The 16,163-nt window shown below is 42.6% G+C and carries 20 protein-coding genes; 17 read left to right on the top strand and 3 right to left on the bottom strand.

Annotated features, from left to right (window positions below):
• Window positions 1–59 precede the first annotated feature (59 nt).
• From ACMUMQ_RS02550 to ACMUMQ_RS02535, 4 genes are read left to right on the top strand one after another with little or no spacing between them, the layout of a single operon-like run.
• Entirely contained in the window at window positions 60–836 is a 777-nt protein-coding gene (locus ACMUMQ_RS02550; protein ID WP_317003051.1) for a ParA family protein, read from the top strand.
• Window positions 837–842: 6 nt separating this feature from the next.
• Window positions 843–1,739: a chemotaxis protein CheW gene (locus tag ACMUMQ_RS02545; protein ID WP_414680465.1), complete on the top strand. Its 897-nt coding sequence runs from the start codon at window positions 843–845 to the stop codon at window positions 1,737–1,739.
• 36 nt (window positions 1,740–1,775) lie between these two features.
• Window positions 1,776–2,267 carry a chemotaxis protein CheW gene (locus ACMUMQ_RS02540; RefSeq protein WP_317003053.1) on the top strand — a complete coding sequence of 164 codons (492 nt, stop codon included), beginning with the start codon at window positions 1,776–1,778 and terminating at the stop codon, window positions 2,265–2,267.
• A gap of 21 nt (window positions 2,268–2,288) precedes the next feature.
• Window positions 2,289–2,699, top strand: a complete 411-nt coding sequence (locus tag ACMUMQ_RS02535) for a DUF2802 domain-containing protein (RefSeq protein WP_317003054.1) — start codon at window positions 2,289–2,291, stop codon at window positions 2,697–2,699.
• Here ACMUMQ_RS02535 and ACMUMQ_RS02530 read toward each other — a convergent pair.
• Both ACMUMQ_RS02530 and ACMUMQ_RS02525 read right to left on the bottom strand, forming a co-directional pair.
• The gene (locus tag ACMUMQ_RS02530) at window positions 2,696–2,938 is read right to left on the bottom strand and encodes an EscU/YscU/HrcU family type III secretion system export apparatus switch protein (protein WP_414680464.1); all 243 of its coding nucleotides are present in this window, start codon (window positions 2,936–2,938) and stop codon (window positions 2,696–2,698) included. The genes ACMUMQ_RS02535 and ACMUMQ_RS02530 overlap by 4 nt on opposite strands.
• The gene (locus ACMUMQ_RS02525; RefSeq protein ID WP_414680463.1) at window positions 2,938–4,566 is read right to left on the bottom strand and encodes a flagellar hook-length control protein FliK; all 1,629 of its coding nucleotides are present in this window, start codon (window positions 4,564–4,566) and stop codon (window positions 2,938–2,940) included. Before ACMUMQ_RS02525 ends, ACMUMQ_RS02530 begins: the two co-directional genes overlap by 1 nt.
• Before the next feature lie 107 nt (window positions 4,567–4,673).
• Between ACMUMQ_RS02525 and ccmA the strand changes: the two genes are divergently transcribed.
• The 12 genes from ccmA to ACMUMQ_RS02465 all read left to right on the top strand — a co-directional run bounded on the left by ccmA (window position 4,674) and on the right by ACMUMQ_RS02465 (window position 14,821).
• On the top strand, window positions 4,674–5,288 hold the full coding sequence (gene ccmA / locus ACMUMQ_RS02520) for a cytochrome c biogenesis heme-transporting ATPase CcmA (RefSeq protein WP_414680462.1): 615 nt from the start codon (window positions 4,674–4,676) through the stop codon (window positions 5,286–5,288).
• Window positions 5,285–5,947: a heme exporter protein CcmB gene (ccmB, locus tag ACMUMQ_RS02515; RefSeq protein WP_414680461.1), complete on the top strand. Its 663-nt coding sequence runs from the start codon at window positions 5,285–5,287 to the stop codon at window positions 5,945–5,947. Before ccmA ends, ccmB begins: the two co-directional genes overlap by 4 nt.
• A complete protein-coding gene (locus tag ACMUMQ_RS02510) occupies window positions 5,947–6,693 on the top strand; it encodes a heme ABC transporter permease (RefSeq protein WP_414680460.1) in 747 nt (248 codons plus the stop codon). Before ccmB ends, ACMUMQ_RS02510 begins: the two co-directional genes overlap by 1 nt.
• Window positions 6,683–6,859: a heme exporter protein CcmD gene (ccmD, locus tag ACMUMQ_RS02505; RefSeq protein ID WP_414680459.1), complete on the top strand. Its 177-nt coding sequence runs from the start codon at window positions 6,683–6,685 to the stop codon at window positions 6,857–6,859. The genes ACMUMQ_RS02510 and ccmD overlap by 11 nt, the downstream gene beginning before the upstream one ends.
• A complete protein-coding gene (ccmE, locus tag ACMUMQ_RS02500) occupies window positions 6,859–7,314 on the top strand; it encodes a cytochrome c maturation protein CcmE (protein WP_317003059.1) in 456 nt (151 codons plus the stop codon). Before ccmD ends, ccmE begins: the two co-directional genes overlap by 1 nt.
• Window positions 7,315–7,338: 24 nt before the next feature.
• Complete coding sequence (locus tag ACMUMQ_RS02495; protein WP_414680458.1) at window positions 7,339–9,285, top strand: heme lyase CcmF/NrfE family subunit; 1,947 nt, start codon at window positions 7,339–7,341, stop codon at window positions 9,283–9,285.
• On the top strand, window positions 9,278–9,787 hold the full coding sequence (locus ACMUMQ_RS02490; RefSeq protein WP_414680457.1) for a DsbE family thiol:disulfide interchange protein: 510 nt from the start codon (window positions 9,278–9,280) through the stop codon (window positions 9,785–9,787). The genes ACMUMQ_RS02495 and ACMUMQ_RS02490 overlap by 8 nt, the downstream gene beginning before the upstream one ends.
• Window positions 9,784–10,194, top strand: coding sequence for a cytochrome c-type biogenesis protein (locus tag ACMUMQ_RS02485; RefSeq protein ID WP_414680456.1), 411 nt, complete (start codon window positions 9,784–9,786; stop codon window positions 10,192–10,194). Before ACMUMQ_RS02490 ends, ACMUMQ_RS02485 begins: the two co-directional genes overlap by 4 nt.
• Window positions 10,191–11,372, top strand: coding sequence for a tetratricopeptide repeat protein (locus ACMUMQ_RS02480; protein WP_414680455.1), 1,182 nt, complete (start codon window positions 10,191–10,193; stop codon window positions 11,370–11,372). Before ACMUMQ_RS02485 ends, ACMUMQ_RS02480 begins: the two co-directional genes overlap by 4 nt.
• A gap of 65 nt (window positions 11,373–11,437) precedes the next feature.
• On the top strand, window positions 11,438–12,469 hold the full coding sequence (gene zipA, locus ACMUMQ_RS02475; RefSeq protein ID WP_414680454.1) for a cell division protein ZipA: 1,032 nt from the start codon (window positions 11,438–11,440) through the stop codon (window positions 12,467–12,469).
• A gap of 97 nt (window positions 12,470–12,566) precedes the next feature.
• Window positions 12,567–14,585, top strand: coding sequence for an NAD-dependent DNA ligase LigA (gene ligA / locus ACMUMQ_RS02470; protein ID WP_414680453.1), 2,019 nt, complete (start codon window positions 12,567–12,569; stop codon window positions 14,583–14,585).
• Window positions 14,585–14,821 (top strand): YheU family protein, encoded by a 237-nt coding sequence (locus tag ACMUMQ_RS02465; RefSeq protein ID WP_414680452.1) that lies wholly within the window; start codon window positions 14,585–14,587, stop codon window positions 14,819–14,821. Before ligA ends, ACMUMQ_RS02465 begins: the two co-directional genes overlap by 1 nt.
• Before the next feature lie 38 nt (window positions 14,822–14,859).
• On the opposite strand, the gene cysE is transcribed toward ACMUMQ_RS02465, so the two are convergent.
• Window positions 14,860–15,675, bottom strand: coding sequence for a serine O-acetyltransferase (gene cysE / locus ACMUMQ_RS02460; protein ID WP_317005958.1), 816 nt, complete (start codon window positions 15,673–15,675; stop codon window positions 14,860–14,862).
• Window positions 15,676–15,791: 116 nt separating this feature from the next.
• On the opposite strand from cysE, the gene ACMUMQ_RS02455 reads away from it, so the two are divergent.
• On the top strand, window positions 15,792–16,121 hold the full coding sequence (locus ACMUMQ_RS02455; protein WP_414680451.1) for a hypothetical protein: 330 nt from the start codon (window positions 15,792–15,794) through the stop codon (window positions 16,119–16,121).
• Window positions 16,122–16,163: the final 42 nt, after the last annotated feature.

Below are 16,163 nucleotides of genomic sequence, written 5' to 3'. Positions count from 1 at the left end.
TATATGATTGCAAAGAATTCGTAAGCAAAATAACAGCATAGGATATCAGGGGAGTCAGAGTGCACATTTGGGCGGTGGCGAATCAAAAAGGTGGTGTGGGAAAAACGACAACAGTTGTTTCCTTGGCAGGTCTATTAGCAGATGCTGGCAACCGTGTATTAATGGTGGATTTAGACCCACATGGATCACTGACGAGCTATTTTCGTTTTGACCCAGACTCCATTGAGCACAGTGCGTATAACCTTTTTCAGACTGCAGGAAAAATACCTGAAGACCTTCCGGCTTCTTTGATTTTGGAAACTGGGCATCCTAATTTATCTTTGTTGCCTGCTTCCACAGCTTTAGCAACGCTAGAGCGCCACGCTCAAGCTCAAGGTGGAATGGGGCTTGTAATCTCAAAAACTCTGGCCATTTTATGGGACGATTATGACTATGTCTTAATTGATAGTCCGCCAGTATTGGGTGTTTTGATGATTAATGCACTAGCCGCTTGTCAGCAACTTGTTATTCCTGTGCAAACTGAGTTTTTGGCGATTAAAGGGTTGGAGCGAATGGTAAGAACGCTCACCATGATCAACCGTGCTAGAAAGCGTCCTGTTCCTTTTTTAATCGTACCTACGTTATTTGATCGACGAACCCAAGCTTCAAATAAAAGCTTGAGAAGTTTAAAAGACACATATGAAGAATTAGTCTGGCATTCAGTCATACCTGTTGACACCAAGTTAAGGGATGCAAGTACTGCCGGCATAGCGCCATCGGCTTTAGATCCGAATGCTCGTGGCATAAAGGCGTATGCGAGTTTGGTGGATTCTTTACTGAAGCCAGCAGGACAGTAATCATTTATGAAAGAAACAAAGAGTAAGGAACAAACGTTAATAGGTCCTCAAGCTGCGGTTCAAAAGTATCTTGATGATTTATTGCATGAAGCGACAACAGAACAGCCACCCATTGAAGTTGATGAGGCTTTGTTAGATCAAGATGTAGATGATGTAACGAATGATGAACCTGCTACAGAGGAGTCTGGTTTAAGTGAAGAGGAGTTGTCCTCTTTAGATGCTTCATTTGAAGAATTTGAAAAAGCGATATCAGAGTCAACAGATGAGTTGCCAGTAGAATTAGAAACGCAAGAGACTATTGAGCCAGAGCCAGAGCCAGAGCCAGAGCCAGAGCCAGAGCCAGAGCCAGAGCCAGAGCCAGAGCCAGAGCCAGAGCCAGAGCCAGAGCCAGAGCCAGAGACAGAGCCAGTTAAAAAAATATCGAAAACAGACCCTTTACCTTGGGCAGTTGGTCGTTTTGAATGCTTACTCTTTTATGTTGGAGGCTTAAAAATGGCCGTTCCACTCATTGAGCTGGGTGGGATTTTTCAAAGTGAAAAAGAGAAATTAACCTCTATCTTTGGGCAGCCGGATTGGTTTATGGGTGTCGCGAATGTTGGTGACTTCAACCTTCGTACTGTGGACACGGCAAGATGGGTAATGCCAAATCATTATGAAGGTGATTTAAAAGAGCAGTTTCATTTTGTGATTCAACTGGATAGATCCAACTGGGGCGTTGCTTGTGAGCGCGTAGCTGAAGCAATAACCTTAGAACCATCCCAAGTAAAATGGCGAAGTGATAGAAGTAAAAGACCTTGGTTAGCCGGTACCGTAATTGATCATATGTGTGCCATACTTGACGTACAGGGTTTTATAGAATTGTTAGAAGATCCAAAAAATGGATTTAAAGGCTCGCTCAAATAATTGTGATGATCAGCTTTTGATCGTGGGAGATGAATAATGTCGACTAGTTTAGCGTTAAAAAGTGAAACTCAATCAGAAGATCCTATGTTGCAATGGGTGACATTTTGCCTAGAGAATGAAATCTATGGTGTAAATGTTATGCAAGTTAAGGAAGTTTTGCGTTACTCTGAAATTGCTCCAGTGCCAGGTGCTCCAAGCTTTGTTTTGGGGATTATTCATTTGCGCGGTACTGTGGTAACTGTCATGGATACTCGCCAGCGCTTTGGTTTAGCTTCTGGTGAAATTACAGACTCAACTCGAATCATGATCTTGGAAGTAGAAGGTCATGTAATTGGTATGTTAGTTGATGCTGTATCTGAAGTGGTTTATTTGCGTCAATCTGAGATAGAAGTGTCTCCGAATGTAGGAAATGAAGAGTCTTCTAAGTTTATTCAAGGCGTTTGCCATAAAAATGATATTTTGTTGATTCTTGTGGATTTGGATAAGCTTCTATCAGAAGATGAATGGTCTGAAGTGAGTTCAATGTAAGTAATAGGGTAGTTGTATTTAATGGAATCTCAATGGTTATTTAACCTTTTACTGACACTTCAATTTGTGTTGCTAATTGCGGTTAGTGTCTGGGCGTTTCGTATGTCTAGACACCTGAAGGCAATGAAGCGTCAGCAGGTTGAGTCGGATCAGAACCAAAAGAAACAGGTGCAAGTACTTGCCTCTGGGTCAATTGGTATGGGGCGACGACTGGTAGCTATTGAGAAGAAATTAAATCTCGCGGTTGAGAAACAGTCAGAAATTTTGTCGAAAGAAGGCAGTGTTTCTTATAATCGAGCTATGGAGCTTTTGGAAATGGGCGCTACGATTGATGATCTAGTGTCTAAGTGTGGGTTGATCCGCGCCGAAGCAGAATTAATTAGCTTGTTGAAGAAAGAATCTCGTCATAAACATAGCTCAGACTACCATTAATAATCCTTCACTTTGTGGGCGAAAGCGATAATTTCAGCAACCGCCAAATAAAGTGACTCTGGAATTTCCTCTCCTAACTCCAAGGTACTTAACATTTCAACGAGCTCAGGGCTTTGGTGTAGCATTACATTGTTTTCCTTTGCTACCTCCATTATTTTTTCTGCTAATAATCCACTTCCTTTTGCGCTGACAATAGGGGCTGTGTTGTAGTCGTATTTTAGCGCGATGGCCTTCTTCATCAGGTTCTCACATCGATTAAAGGTTTATTGTGTGTTTGTAGGCTTTTTTCTGGGTTAGCCAGCTTTGCTTGAAACGTATCCAGCCTTTCGACTTCTATGTCTTTGTCTCGCAATTGTTCCTTCAGTCTAGGCATGTTTTGTTTGAGTTTATGCAGTGTGTCGGCTTCTTCTGCAATGAAAATAATGCTCACTTTGTTGGCTTGTATGCTGGTGCTGGCTTCAAACTTTCCTGTCTCTTCAAAATCAAACTTGAGCTTTACTAGCCAACGCCTTTCTTGTTTTCGTTCTTCTTGATTGCTTGAGTCCTTATGAATTTCTATTTGCACCAGATTCTGAGTAAGGCCATTTCTAATCGGCAGCTCGATATGAAGAGGATAAGTTGGAGAAATTGTTTGGTTATTCTCTGAAAAATTGCGTAATTGAGTGGTGGTAATTCGCTCAATAGCATTTGCGATTTGTTCTGTTGGAACTGTACCAAGCCGTAAAGCGCCAGTGCTTTCTTGAACATCTTTAAGTCGAGTCAAATTGAGCTTTAGGTCTTCTGGAAGTTGCGTTTTGTTGTCTTGTAAAAGTAGAGACTCGCTAAAGGTGCCGCTGGTTTGGATCGCTTGTTTCATGGCTTCTGGCGAAGAAGTAAGGCCTGTGAGCGTTGGCAAACTCTGTACGAGCTGTTTCAGAGCTTGTTGTGTTTGAGTTGGAAGGTTTGGTGCTTCGCTCATGTTACTCAACTGTCTGACTAGCTGAGTCATACCTTCTAAAGACAGTTGCTTCGGTAGGCTCTGTTTTAACGCTTCTTGATGGGAAGAAAGTGAAGCGGCTTCTGCTTTTGGTGGTAATGCTTGCATTTGATTGTTTGTATCAACAAGGACTCGAACAACATCCCCTCGTTTTAACTCGGTTTGGCTTAGAATAGAAAATTCTGTTTTGCCGTCTGTTACCGTAGCAAGGAAGGGAGTATTGCTTGGTGTTATGTTTCCTGATGTCGAGTTTGCGGGTGCTGTATTGCCTTGTGCTACTTGGGAAGGACTAGGAGCTAATGTATTAGCCGATGTCATTTGTGTTGGTTGGGTGTTGGTTTGATTATTCGTTTGTGTGTTTGTTGTTGATGGCGCGATCGGATTAGAGGCGTTCGAACTAGGAGCCTTCGGCTGAGTATTATTTTGTGAATTGCTGGTGACCTGATTCGCAGTTGAAGTGACAGCAACAGGTGTCGATATAACGGTCAGGTTTAACACTCGAGAAGCGAGCACTAAATTTTCTGTACGGCTCGTTTGAGCAGCTTGAGGTTGGTTGGTTTGTGTCGGCAAGCTTTCTTTTGTTGTGGTTAAAGTGGCTTGAAGCGGATTAGTCTTATTGAGTTGAGCACTTTTGATGTCACTAAGGTTAATTGGCGCCCCTGTATTAATTAAAGTAAAAGGCTGCTGTGAGCTGATGGCGTGTAAAAGTTGAACAGGCTTGCCTTGGTGGTTGAGAGTTTCACTGCCTTGAAATTTAATTAAGCTCATATTCTCAATGAACTTGAGTTCATTCGCGAGTTTAGCAAGCGTCCCTGTATGACTTGAAACTGCGCCGTTCATGTTCTGCTTGTCAGAGTTTGCATTGAGCGTTGAACGGATGTCAGAGATCATGTGCTTGCCTACGAGTTCGTTATTTAAGGAAGAATCTCATATAATACGAGAGCTTTAATATTCACTAATGATGTTGATTAATATATCGACCTGAATGGATAAATCTTTTGCAATCTTCTTCTTTTTTAACAATATCAGACCTTTGGATTGAGCGCGGAGAGAGGGATCTTTGTAAAGGCCTTTCGTTCGATGTTCAGTCTGGTGATGTTCTTCGCATCTTAGGTGAGAACGGAACGGGGAAAAGTTCTTTGTTGAAGGTGATTGCTGGCATTTTATCGCCATTAGAGGGCGATATATTTTATAAAGGTCAAGAAGTAACAGAGAAGCGCCAAATCCTACAGGAGAATACCTTATATTTAGGTCATTCGGCAGGTGTGAAAAAAGCCCTTACTGTTGAAGAGAATCTTCGCTGGTATTGCCCAACATCGTCATCTGATGAACTGCATTCAGCATTAAATACATTGGAGTTGTTGGCTTTTTCAGATTCTTCTGTCAGTACCTTGTCCGCAGGTCAAACAAAGCGCGTGGCCTTGTCTCGATTATGGCTCAGTAAACAAAAACTATGGTTGTTGGATGAACCTTTTGCTTCTTTGGATGCCGAAGGTGTGAGCATTTTAGAAAAGCGTATAGCACAACATACAGCATCAGGTGGCGCAGTGATGTTAACAACACACCAAGATTTATTGTCTCTTCAATCTAGAGACATTTGCCTGCCTATATGACGTATTTATCTTTTATCAAAGCCGAAATTTTAGTCTTATGGCGACGTAAGCAAAACGTTTTTAATGCGCTTTTGTTTTTTCTGATGGTTGTCGTTTTGTTTCCTTTGGGGGTTAACCCTTCGGCTGAATTTTTAGCGCCGTCAGCTGATGGGATTGTTTGGTGTGCGACGCTTCTTGCGGTTCTCATGGCAACAGAAAGTATGTTTAAAGAAGATTATGCCGATGGCTCATTAGAACAATTGATTATGAGTGGTTTGTCTTTGCCTTTATTGATGTTGCTTAAAACAACGGCGCAGTGGCTTGTTGTACTTTTACCCTTGTTATTCATGATGCCTCTGTTAGCTGAAATGTTGTATTTGCCAGATGGTGGCTTTTGGGTGCTTATAGCCACTCTGGTGATTGGCTCGCCGAGTTTGTTTTTAATCGGTGCAATTGGTGCCGCTTTAACGGTTTCCTTAAAGCAAGGTGCTATTTTAGTGATGCTTTTGATTTTGCCCTTTTATTTGCCTGTTATCATTTTTGCTACGTCGGCTGTGCGAGCAGCTCAACTAGGCTTGCCTTATTTAGGCTTGTTGGCGATCTTGTTGGCTATTTTCTTATTGTCTTTGGTCATTGCGCCTTTCATGACTGCAATTGCTATAAAAGCGAGTACAAACTAATGAATTGGGCTTGGTTTCATAAACTTGGGTCGCCAAAGTGGTTTTTTCATTGTTCCAAACCTTGGGCGCTACCTTTATTTATTGTTGGCTGCGTTAGCTTGGTGGTTGGTTTGATTTGGGGGCTGGCTTTTGCTCCTGAAGATTATCAGCAAGGTAACAGCTTTCGGATTATTTATATTCACGTTCCTGTCGCTATGTTGGCTCAGTCATGCTATCTCGCTTTGGGCGTTTCTGGGTTGGTTTTCCTTGTTTGGCAAATGAAAATCGCCCCTATCTTTATTAAAGCTGTTGCGCCTATCGGTGCGGTTATGGCGTTAATGGCTTTGGTGTCTGGTGCGATTTGGGGAAAGCCGACTTGGGGAACTTGGTGGGTTTGGGATGCAAGATTGACCTCTGTGCTAGTGCTTTTTTTATTGTATATGGGAATTATTGCATTACAGAATTCATTGGCTGATTTGCTATTAGCCAATAAGGCGGTTGCAGTGTTGAGTGTGGTTGGGTTACTCAATTTACCCATTATCAAATATTCTGTTGAGTGGTGGAATACGCTACATCAAGGCGCGACATTTACATTGACGGAAAAACCAGCGATGCCAGTGGAAATGTGGTTGCCTTTATTGTTCTCCACAATTGGTTTGTATTGTTTGGTTGCTGGGTTGGCATTATGGCGTATGCAGACGGAAATTTTGGCTCGAGAACACAGGTCGCATTGGGTGAAAGAAGAGGTGATGAAACATGGTCTTTGACAGCCTAACCGACTTTTTTGAAATGGGCCGACACGGTGTGTATGTTTGGTCCGTATATGGATTTAGTGTCGTGTCTTTGATTTTTATAACTTGGTCGACTTTATCTAAACGTCGACATGTAAAAAAGACACTGCGTAAACGCTTTCAAAGAGATGAAACTATCTGATGCATCCTGTTAGGAAAAAACGCTTATTAGTCATCCTAATCATTCTTATGTTGCTAGGTGCGGCGGTTGGTTTGGTTATGTATGCGCTTCAACAAAATATAAATCTGTTTTATTCACCTTCTCAGATAGCCGCAGGTGAAGCGCCATACAATGCGAATATCCGTGCAGGTGGAATGGTGGTTGAAGGCAGTGTTGTTCGTCATCCAGAGACTTTAGCGGTTTCTTTTGATGTGACTGATTTTCAACATAAAGTGAAAATCGAGTTTAGCGGTATTTTGCCCGATTTATTTAGGGAAGGTCAGGGCATTGTGGCGCAAGGAAAGCTGAATTCTGATGGTGTATTGGTTGCGACTCAAGTACTGGCAAAACACGATGAGAAATATATGCCGCCAGAAGTCACAGAGGCCTTAGAAAATGCCCAAGGCGAATCATCAAAGACGACGTCGAAAGAATAATTTACTCATTAATTTAGGCTTTATATGCTTCCCGAAATTGGTCAGTTCTCGTTAATACTGTCATTGTTTTTTGCCTGTTCTCTGGCGTTTGTTCCCTTGTTTGGCTACTGGGCTAATAACCGCTTGCTGTTGGAAATGGCCAGACCGCTTACTTTCATCATGTCATTCTGGGTGTTAATTGGCTTTGTTATATTGACTTGGTCTTTTGCCATCGATGATTTTTCTGTCTTGTATGTCAGTCAGAACTCGAATTCTCAATTGCCAATTTGGTACAAGCTGAGTGCTGTTTGGGGTGGCCATGAAGGTTCTTTGCTACTTTGGGCGTTGATTTTAGTTGGTTGGTGTTCTGCCGTTGCTTTAAAAATTAAAACGCTTCCAAAAGACATTGGCCCTATTGTTTTGGCCGTTTTAGGAATAATAAGCACAGGTTTTCTGGCCTTTCTTCTTTTTACTTCTTCTCCTTTTATTCGTTTGTTACCCAATACTCCGGCAGATGGAGGCGACTTAAACCCATTACTACAAGACTTTGGCTTGATTGTTCATCCGCCACTTTTGTATATGGGCTATGTTGGTTTTTCTGTCGCCTTTGCTTTTGCGGTTGCTGCACTTATTACTGGAAACTTGAGTTCCTCTTGGGCTCGCTGGGCAAGACCTTGGACGGCAGCTTCGTGGGCGTTTTTAACGCTTGGTATTACTTTGGGAAGTTGGTGGGCTTACTATGAGCTTGGTTGGGGCGGCTGGTGGTTCTGGGACCCAGTTGAAAATGCGTCTTTCATGCCTTGGCTAGCTGGAACGGCCTTATTGCATTCGTTAGCCGTAACAGAAAAGCGAGGCGTTTTTAAAAGCTGGACGGTTTTACTGGCCATCTTTACTTTTTGTTTGTCTCTGCTAGGTACGTTTTTGGTTCGCTCTGGCGTTTTAACGTCTGTTCATGCCTTCGCTGCTGATCCAACTCGTGGCGTCTTCATTTTGGCCTTATTGTTCTTATTTGTTGGCGGTAGTTTGTTGTTATACGCGATTCGAGCCGCTCAAGTGAGATCGACCGTGTCATTTGGCGTGACAGGTCGAGAGGCTTGGTTGTTGCTGAATAATATTCTACTCACAGTGCTAACTCTGACAGTCTTGCTTGGCACTTTATATCCATTGATTTTTGATGCTTTGGGATTGGGGAAAATATCCGTTGGGGCGCCTTATTTTAATACGGTATTCACTCCTATCGCGTTACTGTTAATTATCTTCATGGCGGTTGGTCCTCTTTCAAAATGGCATCACACCAAAGCCAATGTTTTCCTATGGCCTTGTTTGGTGTCGGCGGCTTTGTCGATTTTGCTGTCTACCATTGTGATCTTTGTTTATGAGCTGAACTTCATTGCTTGGTTGAGTCTGGCAGTTGTTTTCTGGGTTGTCTGTTTATCTTTTGGCGATTGGTTTAGCAAGGTTTCGGCTGGAACCAAAGGCATTATTCCTCGTGCTCGCCAACTACCAAGAAACTACTACGGCATGTTGTTGGCTCATCTTGGCATTGTTGTCTCGCTAGTTGGAATTGTTTTAGTGAGTCTCAATAGCAGCGAGTCTTTATTAAGGCTCTCTCCGGGAGATTCAGCTAATGTTGCTGGTTATGAATTTCGATTTGATGCTTTAGAGCAAGTAAGAGGGCCAAATTATGTTGCTGATAAAGGACATTTTACGGCTTACAAAAATGGCGAACTTGTTGCTGAACTGCATCCTGAAAAGCGTTTATTCACAACGAGGCAGCAAGTTATGACAGAAGCCGCGTTGGACGCTGGCTTTACGCGGGATTTATATATTTCATTAGGCGAAAAACTGGACGGTGCTGCTTGGGGCGTTCGGATTTATGTGAAATCCTTTGTTCGCTGGATATGGTTAGGCGGTTTGATGATGATGGCTGGTGGTTTATTAGCGGCACTGGATAAGCGTTATAAAAGACGAGTAGGTGCGGCCAATGCGTAAAATTTTACTCTTTATTCCGTTTTTCGTATTTTTGATATTGGGCGTCTTCTTCTACCTTCAACTGGGTAAAGACACTCAATATATGCCTTCGGCTTTGATTGGGAAAAAGGTGCCAGATTTTAAGTTGGTTTCATTGGAAACGGATCAACTTCTGACCCAAGAGGATTTACCCAAGCAGGCTTATTTGATTAATTTCTGGGGCACTTGGTGTCCTGCATGTCATGTCGAGCATCCATTCTTGGTAGAACTTGCCGCACAAGGAGTTATCTTAGTGGGCGTGGATTATAAAGATGAGAAAGCGTTGGCTGAACAATGGCTCAGTGAAAAAGGTAATCCATACACAATGATATTGATGGACGAATTGGGACACTTGGGTGTTGATTTAGGCGTGACCGGCGCACCAGAAACCTTTGTTGTGAACCGTTTTGGTGACATTGTATATCGGCATCAAGGTCCCATTACAGCTGAAAACTGGCCAGAGATTCGAGGCTATTTACAATGATTTCACTGAAAGTACTTTTTACATGGCTTGTATTGGCTTTTTCTGTCAGCAGTATGGCAGATGAAATTATGCAATTTAGTTCTGCTTTGAATAAAACGCGCTATCAAAGTTTGATTGAAGAGTTACGTTGCCCGAAATGTCAGAATCAGAATTTAGCAGACTCGGCTTCCGGTATTGCTGTTGATTTACGAGAGCAAGTTCATCAAATGATCGAAAATCGAAAAACAGACCAAGAAATCATCGAATACATGGTCGCTCGCTATGGTGAGTTTGTTCTTTATCGACCACAACAATCTTCTGCGACTTTTTTGCTCTGGTACGGGCCTTTTATTTTACTTGGGTTGGGACTTGTCGCCTTTGCTCTAGTCTTAAGGGCAAACCGAAGAAAACGTGAGGCTTCTTTATGATGGTGGCTTATTTAATTATGTGCGCCATGATGGTGTTGAGCATTTTGTTTCTTTATTACTCAATCACATTAGGTTCTGCTAAGAATGCGAACAAGGCTCAGCAAAATTTTGCCAAGGTACGAAGAGCAGAAATTGCAGAAGAAGTGGACGCCGGCCGATTAACAGAATTGGAGTCGAAGCAGCTTTTAAAAGATATTGAGCTCGAGTCAAATCAAGATTCCACTATGCGATTTTTTTCTTTTGGCAGCGATTCTCGGTTGGCTCATTGGGTCATGTTGCTGATCATTTCCATTGCCGTATTAGGCAGTGTGAGTCTTTATCAGTGGATGGGTTATTCAAAAGAAGTTGCTTTTACACAAGATTTGCAAAACCAGCAACTTACACCAGAAAAAGTAAGCGATTTTCTTCAGTATCGAAGCCGTCGCTACGACCGAGCAGAAGATTGGTATTACGAAGCCACGGACTTTGTCAGTGCGGGAAAGTACAACGAGGCTGTTATCGCTTTTGAAAAAGCATTAGAAAAATTGCCAGAAAGCGCTGAAAACCGAATCAGTTTATTAGTCGAATATGCGCAAACTATTTTTTATGCGAGTGATAATCAAAGCTCAGATAAAATGCGTCGAGTGGTGGATCAAATACTAAATGATGTACCGACAGAAGCCACCGCTTTGGGTTTGAAAGGTGTGTCGGAATTTGATCAGAAGAATTATCTTGGCGCTGTTTTAGCGTGGCAAGAAGCCATTCGTTATAATCCTCGTTCTGCGGAACGTATTGCCTTGATGTCTGCTATAAGCAAAGCTCGTGAAGAAGGAAATATTGGCTATGATCAAGTCGCTCCTATTATTACTGACCAAATTGCGGTCAAAATAGAGTGGGATCCAAGTAACCTTCAATGGCATTCCAATGATGTGTTGTTGGTTTATGCTTTAGCAGAAGGGCAAAAAATGCCAGTAGCGATACAGAGAGTATTTCCTGATGAGCTAGGGCAACCGATTTTGTTAACAAACCTTGATGCTCTGATGCCAACAGCGACCTTGGCGGAAATGGAGCAAGTCGATTTGATAGTGAAATTGTCGAGTGTTAATGACAATGATCTGACAAAAGGACAAATTATCGGTATAAAAGAAGGTTCTGTTATAAATAGTAAAGAGATTATCGTAATCAAGGTGTCCTTATAATTGAATCCTAAGGCGCTTCGTTTGATAATACTGTCAACTTAAATAGATGTAATTCGGAATGTGTAATGGAATTTAGCTTGCGTGAGTGGCTAATCTTGATTGGGGTCGTCATTATTGTCGTTATCCTCATAGATGGATTTCGTCGTTATAAAAAAGGGCAAGAGTTTGCTCAATCAGATGATAGTTATGATGAACTGGAAGACTTGGATGAAGTGACGTCATTTACCCAAGCTCCTACGTCTTATAAAAAAGGTGAATATGATGAGCGTGCAGAAGCGTCTCAGAATCCTATTGTAAATGCCTTTGAAAATGCTCGGAAAACGGCCAATGCGCCTCTGACAGATGTGCCTCATAAAGTGGACTCAGGCCCTGAGTTAGATAGAGATGACGAGCTGCATCTTGATGAACTTGCTTCCTTGGTGCCAGAAAAAGAGTTTGATGGCACAGCCATGGCCGAGCAAGACTATTTAGACGACGGCTTTTATGAGCAAGATGAGCTTGATCTTGATACACCGGCTGAGGCTCAAGGCAGCGCTGGTTATCAGGATGAAGAAGATTATGAGCGTAGCTATTCTGAAGTCGATATTGGTCAGGTAACACCTCAAGGCATTATTGATGACTTGGAAGAAGATGATTTCGACGAAGAAGCCGCACCGACAGAAATTGAAGAAGTCATTGTTATAAATATCTTTGCGCCGGAAGACCAAAACTTTGCTGGTATGGAATTGCTTCAGCTTATTTTGAATTGCGGCATGCGTTATGGCGATATGGATATTTTCCACCGTCATGAAGATGGTTTCGATCGTGGTCGAGTTCAATTTAGCATGGCAAATGCCATTGAGCCGGGCACCTTTGATTTAGAAACCATGGGCGAAGGTGAGTCTCCTGGTGTGAGCTTTTTTATGGGCTTACCAGGGCCTAAAAACAGCATGAAAGCATTTGATTTTATGCTCGAAACAGCCCAAACCCTAGTCAGAAATCTCGGTGGCGAATTATACGACGAGCGTCGAACGCCGATGAGTGAGCAAACAATTGCTCATTGTCGCCAGCGAATACGTGATTTTGAACGTCGCCGACTGATGCGTAACAAACAGTAGAAAACGAGATCTAAGAAGAAATCAGGGCCCTAAGGGGCCTTGATTGTTTTAGACACAAGATTTTGAGTTTACCTAATATATGAGCCAAGAAATAAACATGACGCAACAGCAAATGCTGGACTTGATTCAGCAACTTAATGATTACAGTTATGCCTATCATGTAAAAGATGAGCCAATTGTTCCTGATGCGGAATATGATCGTCTTTATCGCCAACTTCAAGCAATTGAATCAAGTCAGCCAGATTGGATTCAACCAGATTCTCCAACCCAACGCGTTGGTGAAAAGCCTGATAATGGCTTTGCCAATGTTGCTCATACTGTTCCTATGCTGTCTTTGGATAATGCGTTTGATAATGAATCCTTAGCGGACTTTGATCAGCGTATTCGCAAACTGCTTAATGCTGAAAAACTTGTGTATTGCTGCGAGCCAAAATTAGATGGTTTGGCCATTAGCTTGCGTTATGAAGAAGGGCGTTTGGTTCGTGGTGTGACTCGTGGCGATGGTTTGTCAGGTGAAGACATAACATCCAATATTAAAACCCTTTATTCCGTGCCTTTAAAATTACGCACAGACACACCTCCTGCTGTTGTTGAAGTGCGTGGTGAAATTTACATGCCGAAAGACGGCTTTGAAAAATTGAACAAGCTGGCGGCAGAGAAAGGTGACAAAGTCTTCGTAAACCCTCGCAACGCAGCAGCAGGTAGCCTGCGCCAATTAGACCCTAAAATTACCGCGTCGCGACCTTTGGTGATGTGTGCTTATTCTATTGGCTATGTGGAAGGTTGGGAGCAGCCTGAAAGCCATTATGATGGTCTGTTGCAGTTAAGCGAATGGGGCTTCCGTATCAATGACCTTATGCAGCGGGTTGAAGGATCTGAAGGATGTATTGAGTACTATGAAATGCTCAATGAAAAGCGTGCAGACCTGACTTATGACATTGATGGTATTGTTTATAAAGTCGATAAAATTGCACTGCAAAATCAGCTAGGCTTTATTGCTCGTGCGCCTCGATGGGCTATTGCGAGAAAATTCCCCGCTCAAGAAGAAATGACGAAAGTCTTGGGAATTGACTTTCAGGTTGGGCGAACGGGGGCTATTACGCCCGTAGCAAGACTTGAACCTGTTTTTGTCGGTGGTGTAACGGTTTCTAATGCGACATTGCATAATAAAGATGAAATTGCGCGTTTAGGTGTTCAAGTAAACGATTATGTCATTATTCACCGTGCGGGTGATGTGATTCCTAAAGTGGTGCAAGTGGTTGTTGAAAAACGCCCTGAGAACGCTTTTGAAGTAGATTTTCCAAGCACTTGTCCTATCTGTCATTCGGATGTTGAGCAAGTGGAAGGGGAAGCTGTTATTCGCTGTACTGGCGGCTTGGTTTGTGGTGCTCAATTAAAAGAGTCCTTGAAGCATTTTGTATCGCGTAAGGCGATGGATATTGATGGTTTAGGAGACAAATTAATTGAACAGTTAGTAGATCAGGAAATGGTCAAAACGCCTGTTGATATCTTCACCTTGCATGAGAAAAAAGAAGCCCTTTTGAAGATGGAGCGTATGGGGCAGAAGTCCGTAGAAAAGCTACTCAGCTCGATTGAAAGTGCGAAAGCAACTCAGTTTAATCGATTTATATACGCTTTAGGCATTCGTGAAGTGGGTGAAGCAACTGCGCGAGCATTAACCAGCTACTTCAATGAGTTGGAAGATTTGATGGCGGCTGAGCAAGAAGCGCTGGTGGAAGTGGATGATGTGGGTCCGATTGTCGCGCAACACGTCAAAATGTTTTTCGATCAAGAAGCAAATAGAGAAACGATTCATGGCTTGTTAGAAGCCGGTGTAACCTGGGAGAAAAAACAGCAAGCATCACTTGAAGAGCTTCCATTAGCCGGAAAGGTGTATGTAGTGACAGGGTCTCTAAGTCAATTTAGCCGAGACCAAGTCAAAGACAAACTGCTGGCTCTTGGTGCTAAAGTGAGTGGTTCTGTTTCGGCAAAAACAGATTGTTTGGTTGCAGGTGAAAAAGCAGGTTCAAAACTCACTAAGGCGCAATCCCTTAATGTGCCTATTATAGACGAGGCGGGTGTGATTGCTTTGTTACATCAGCATGGAGCACTGTAATGGATACTTTGATTCCTCATGGCTCATTGGAAGCTTCTACACTAGATACCATCTTAGACGATATTGTGTCCCGTGATGGTACAGACTACGGTGAGTATGATTTATCGGTTGAACAGAAGCGTAAACAAGCATTACGGGCTTTAGAAAGCGGTGATGCGTTCTTGCTGTTTGATACGGAGAGTGAAACCATCAAAATGGTTCCAAAGGATGCTTTAAATAATTACGACCTCATGTGAGGTCGTAACTATTTTTTAGCGCAGTGAATAGTCTGTGATTATTTTGAGCTGTCACGCAGGCAATGGTTGATGTTGTGATCCATTTCCAGAGCTGGCTCTTCTTCCGTGTTACGCCCGACGACTTTTGCTGGTACACCCGCTACCGTTGTATGGTGCTCAACTGCTTCTAGCACAACACTTCCGGCACCGATTTTGGCACCAACACCCACTTCGATATTGCCCAGAATTTTCGCACCTGCGCCAATAAGCACACCAGAACGAATCTTAGGATGGCGGTCGCCGTGCTCTTTCCCTGTACCGCCAAGGGTAACGGATTGCAAAATTGAGACATTGTCTTCAATAATGCAAGTTTCACCAACAACAAGACCCGTTGCGTGGTCGAGCATGACGCCGCAGCCAATTGTCGCCGCAGGGTGAATATCCACACTAAACACCATGGACATTTGGCCTTGTAAATATAGAGCTAAACTCTTTCTGTTATTTTTCCATAACCAGTTTGCCACACGGTATGTTTGCAATGCGTGGAAACCTTTAAAAAATAACAAAGGCGTCGTAAGCGTGTCGCAAGCGGCGTCCCTTTCTTTAATTGCTAAAATATCTTGCTCGATGGAGCTGACAATGCCAGAGTTAGTGTCTGCCATGGCTTCTTGGAATACTTCTCGCAAAACCATAGCGGGTATTGATATGCTGTCTAATTTACTGGCGAGCAAAAAGCTTAACGCTGAACACAATGAGTCATGACGTAAAATTGTGGTGTTGAAGTAGCTGGCTAAAATTGGCTCGTCTTGTGCAAGTTTTTCTGCTTCGGCCTGTAGAGATTGCCATAAATTGTTTTGGGTCACGGCATGAGGCATTGTTGTACTCAAGGGGTATTCACCTATATTCGTTCATGTTTAGAATGTAGGTTATAAGGTTAGGGTGAAACATTACAAGGGGCAATGCGAAGATTGCTCAAAAAGATGGAGATAATATGTCTAAAAAGAATGTTGCTGATGCACTGCATATTTTTTATGAACTGAATGCGTCCTTTTCTGATGCTTATTGGGAGACCAATGATATTAGCCAGAAAGATCGTTTGTTTGCGATGAAAAGTACTTTGCAAGATGAGCTAGATGAATTGCACAAATTGAGTTTGCAAGACCATGTTTATCCATATGAGCCAATGAACCCAAATTTGTTGCAGCTCAGTAAAAAGTTGCGTTCCTTGCTGCCTGAGTTAGATAAATACATCTATCGTCAACAAACAGCCAATAAATTAGCAGAGCTTATTCCAAGTGCTTGTGAGTTGTTTGAGTCTTAGAAAGTAAAATCAAAACCTGCATTGAAATGGCTCAATGCAGGT

The sequence above is a fragment of the Marinomonas algae genome (assembly GCF_047525555.1).
GTDB lineage: Bacteria > Pseudomonadota > Gammaproteobacteria > Pseudomonadales > Marinomonadaceae > Marinomonas.
This window is presented reverse-complemented; position numbering and strand designations above follow the sequence as displayed.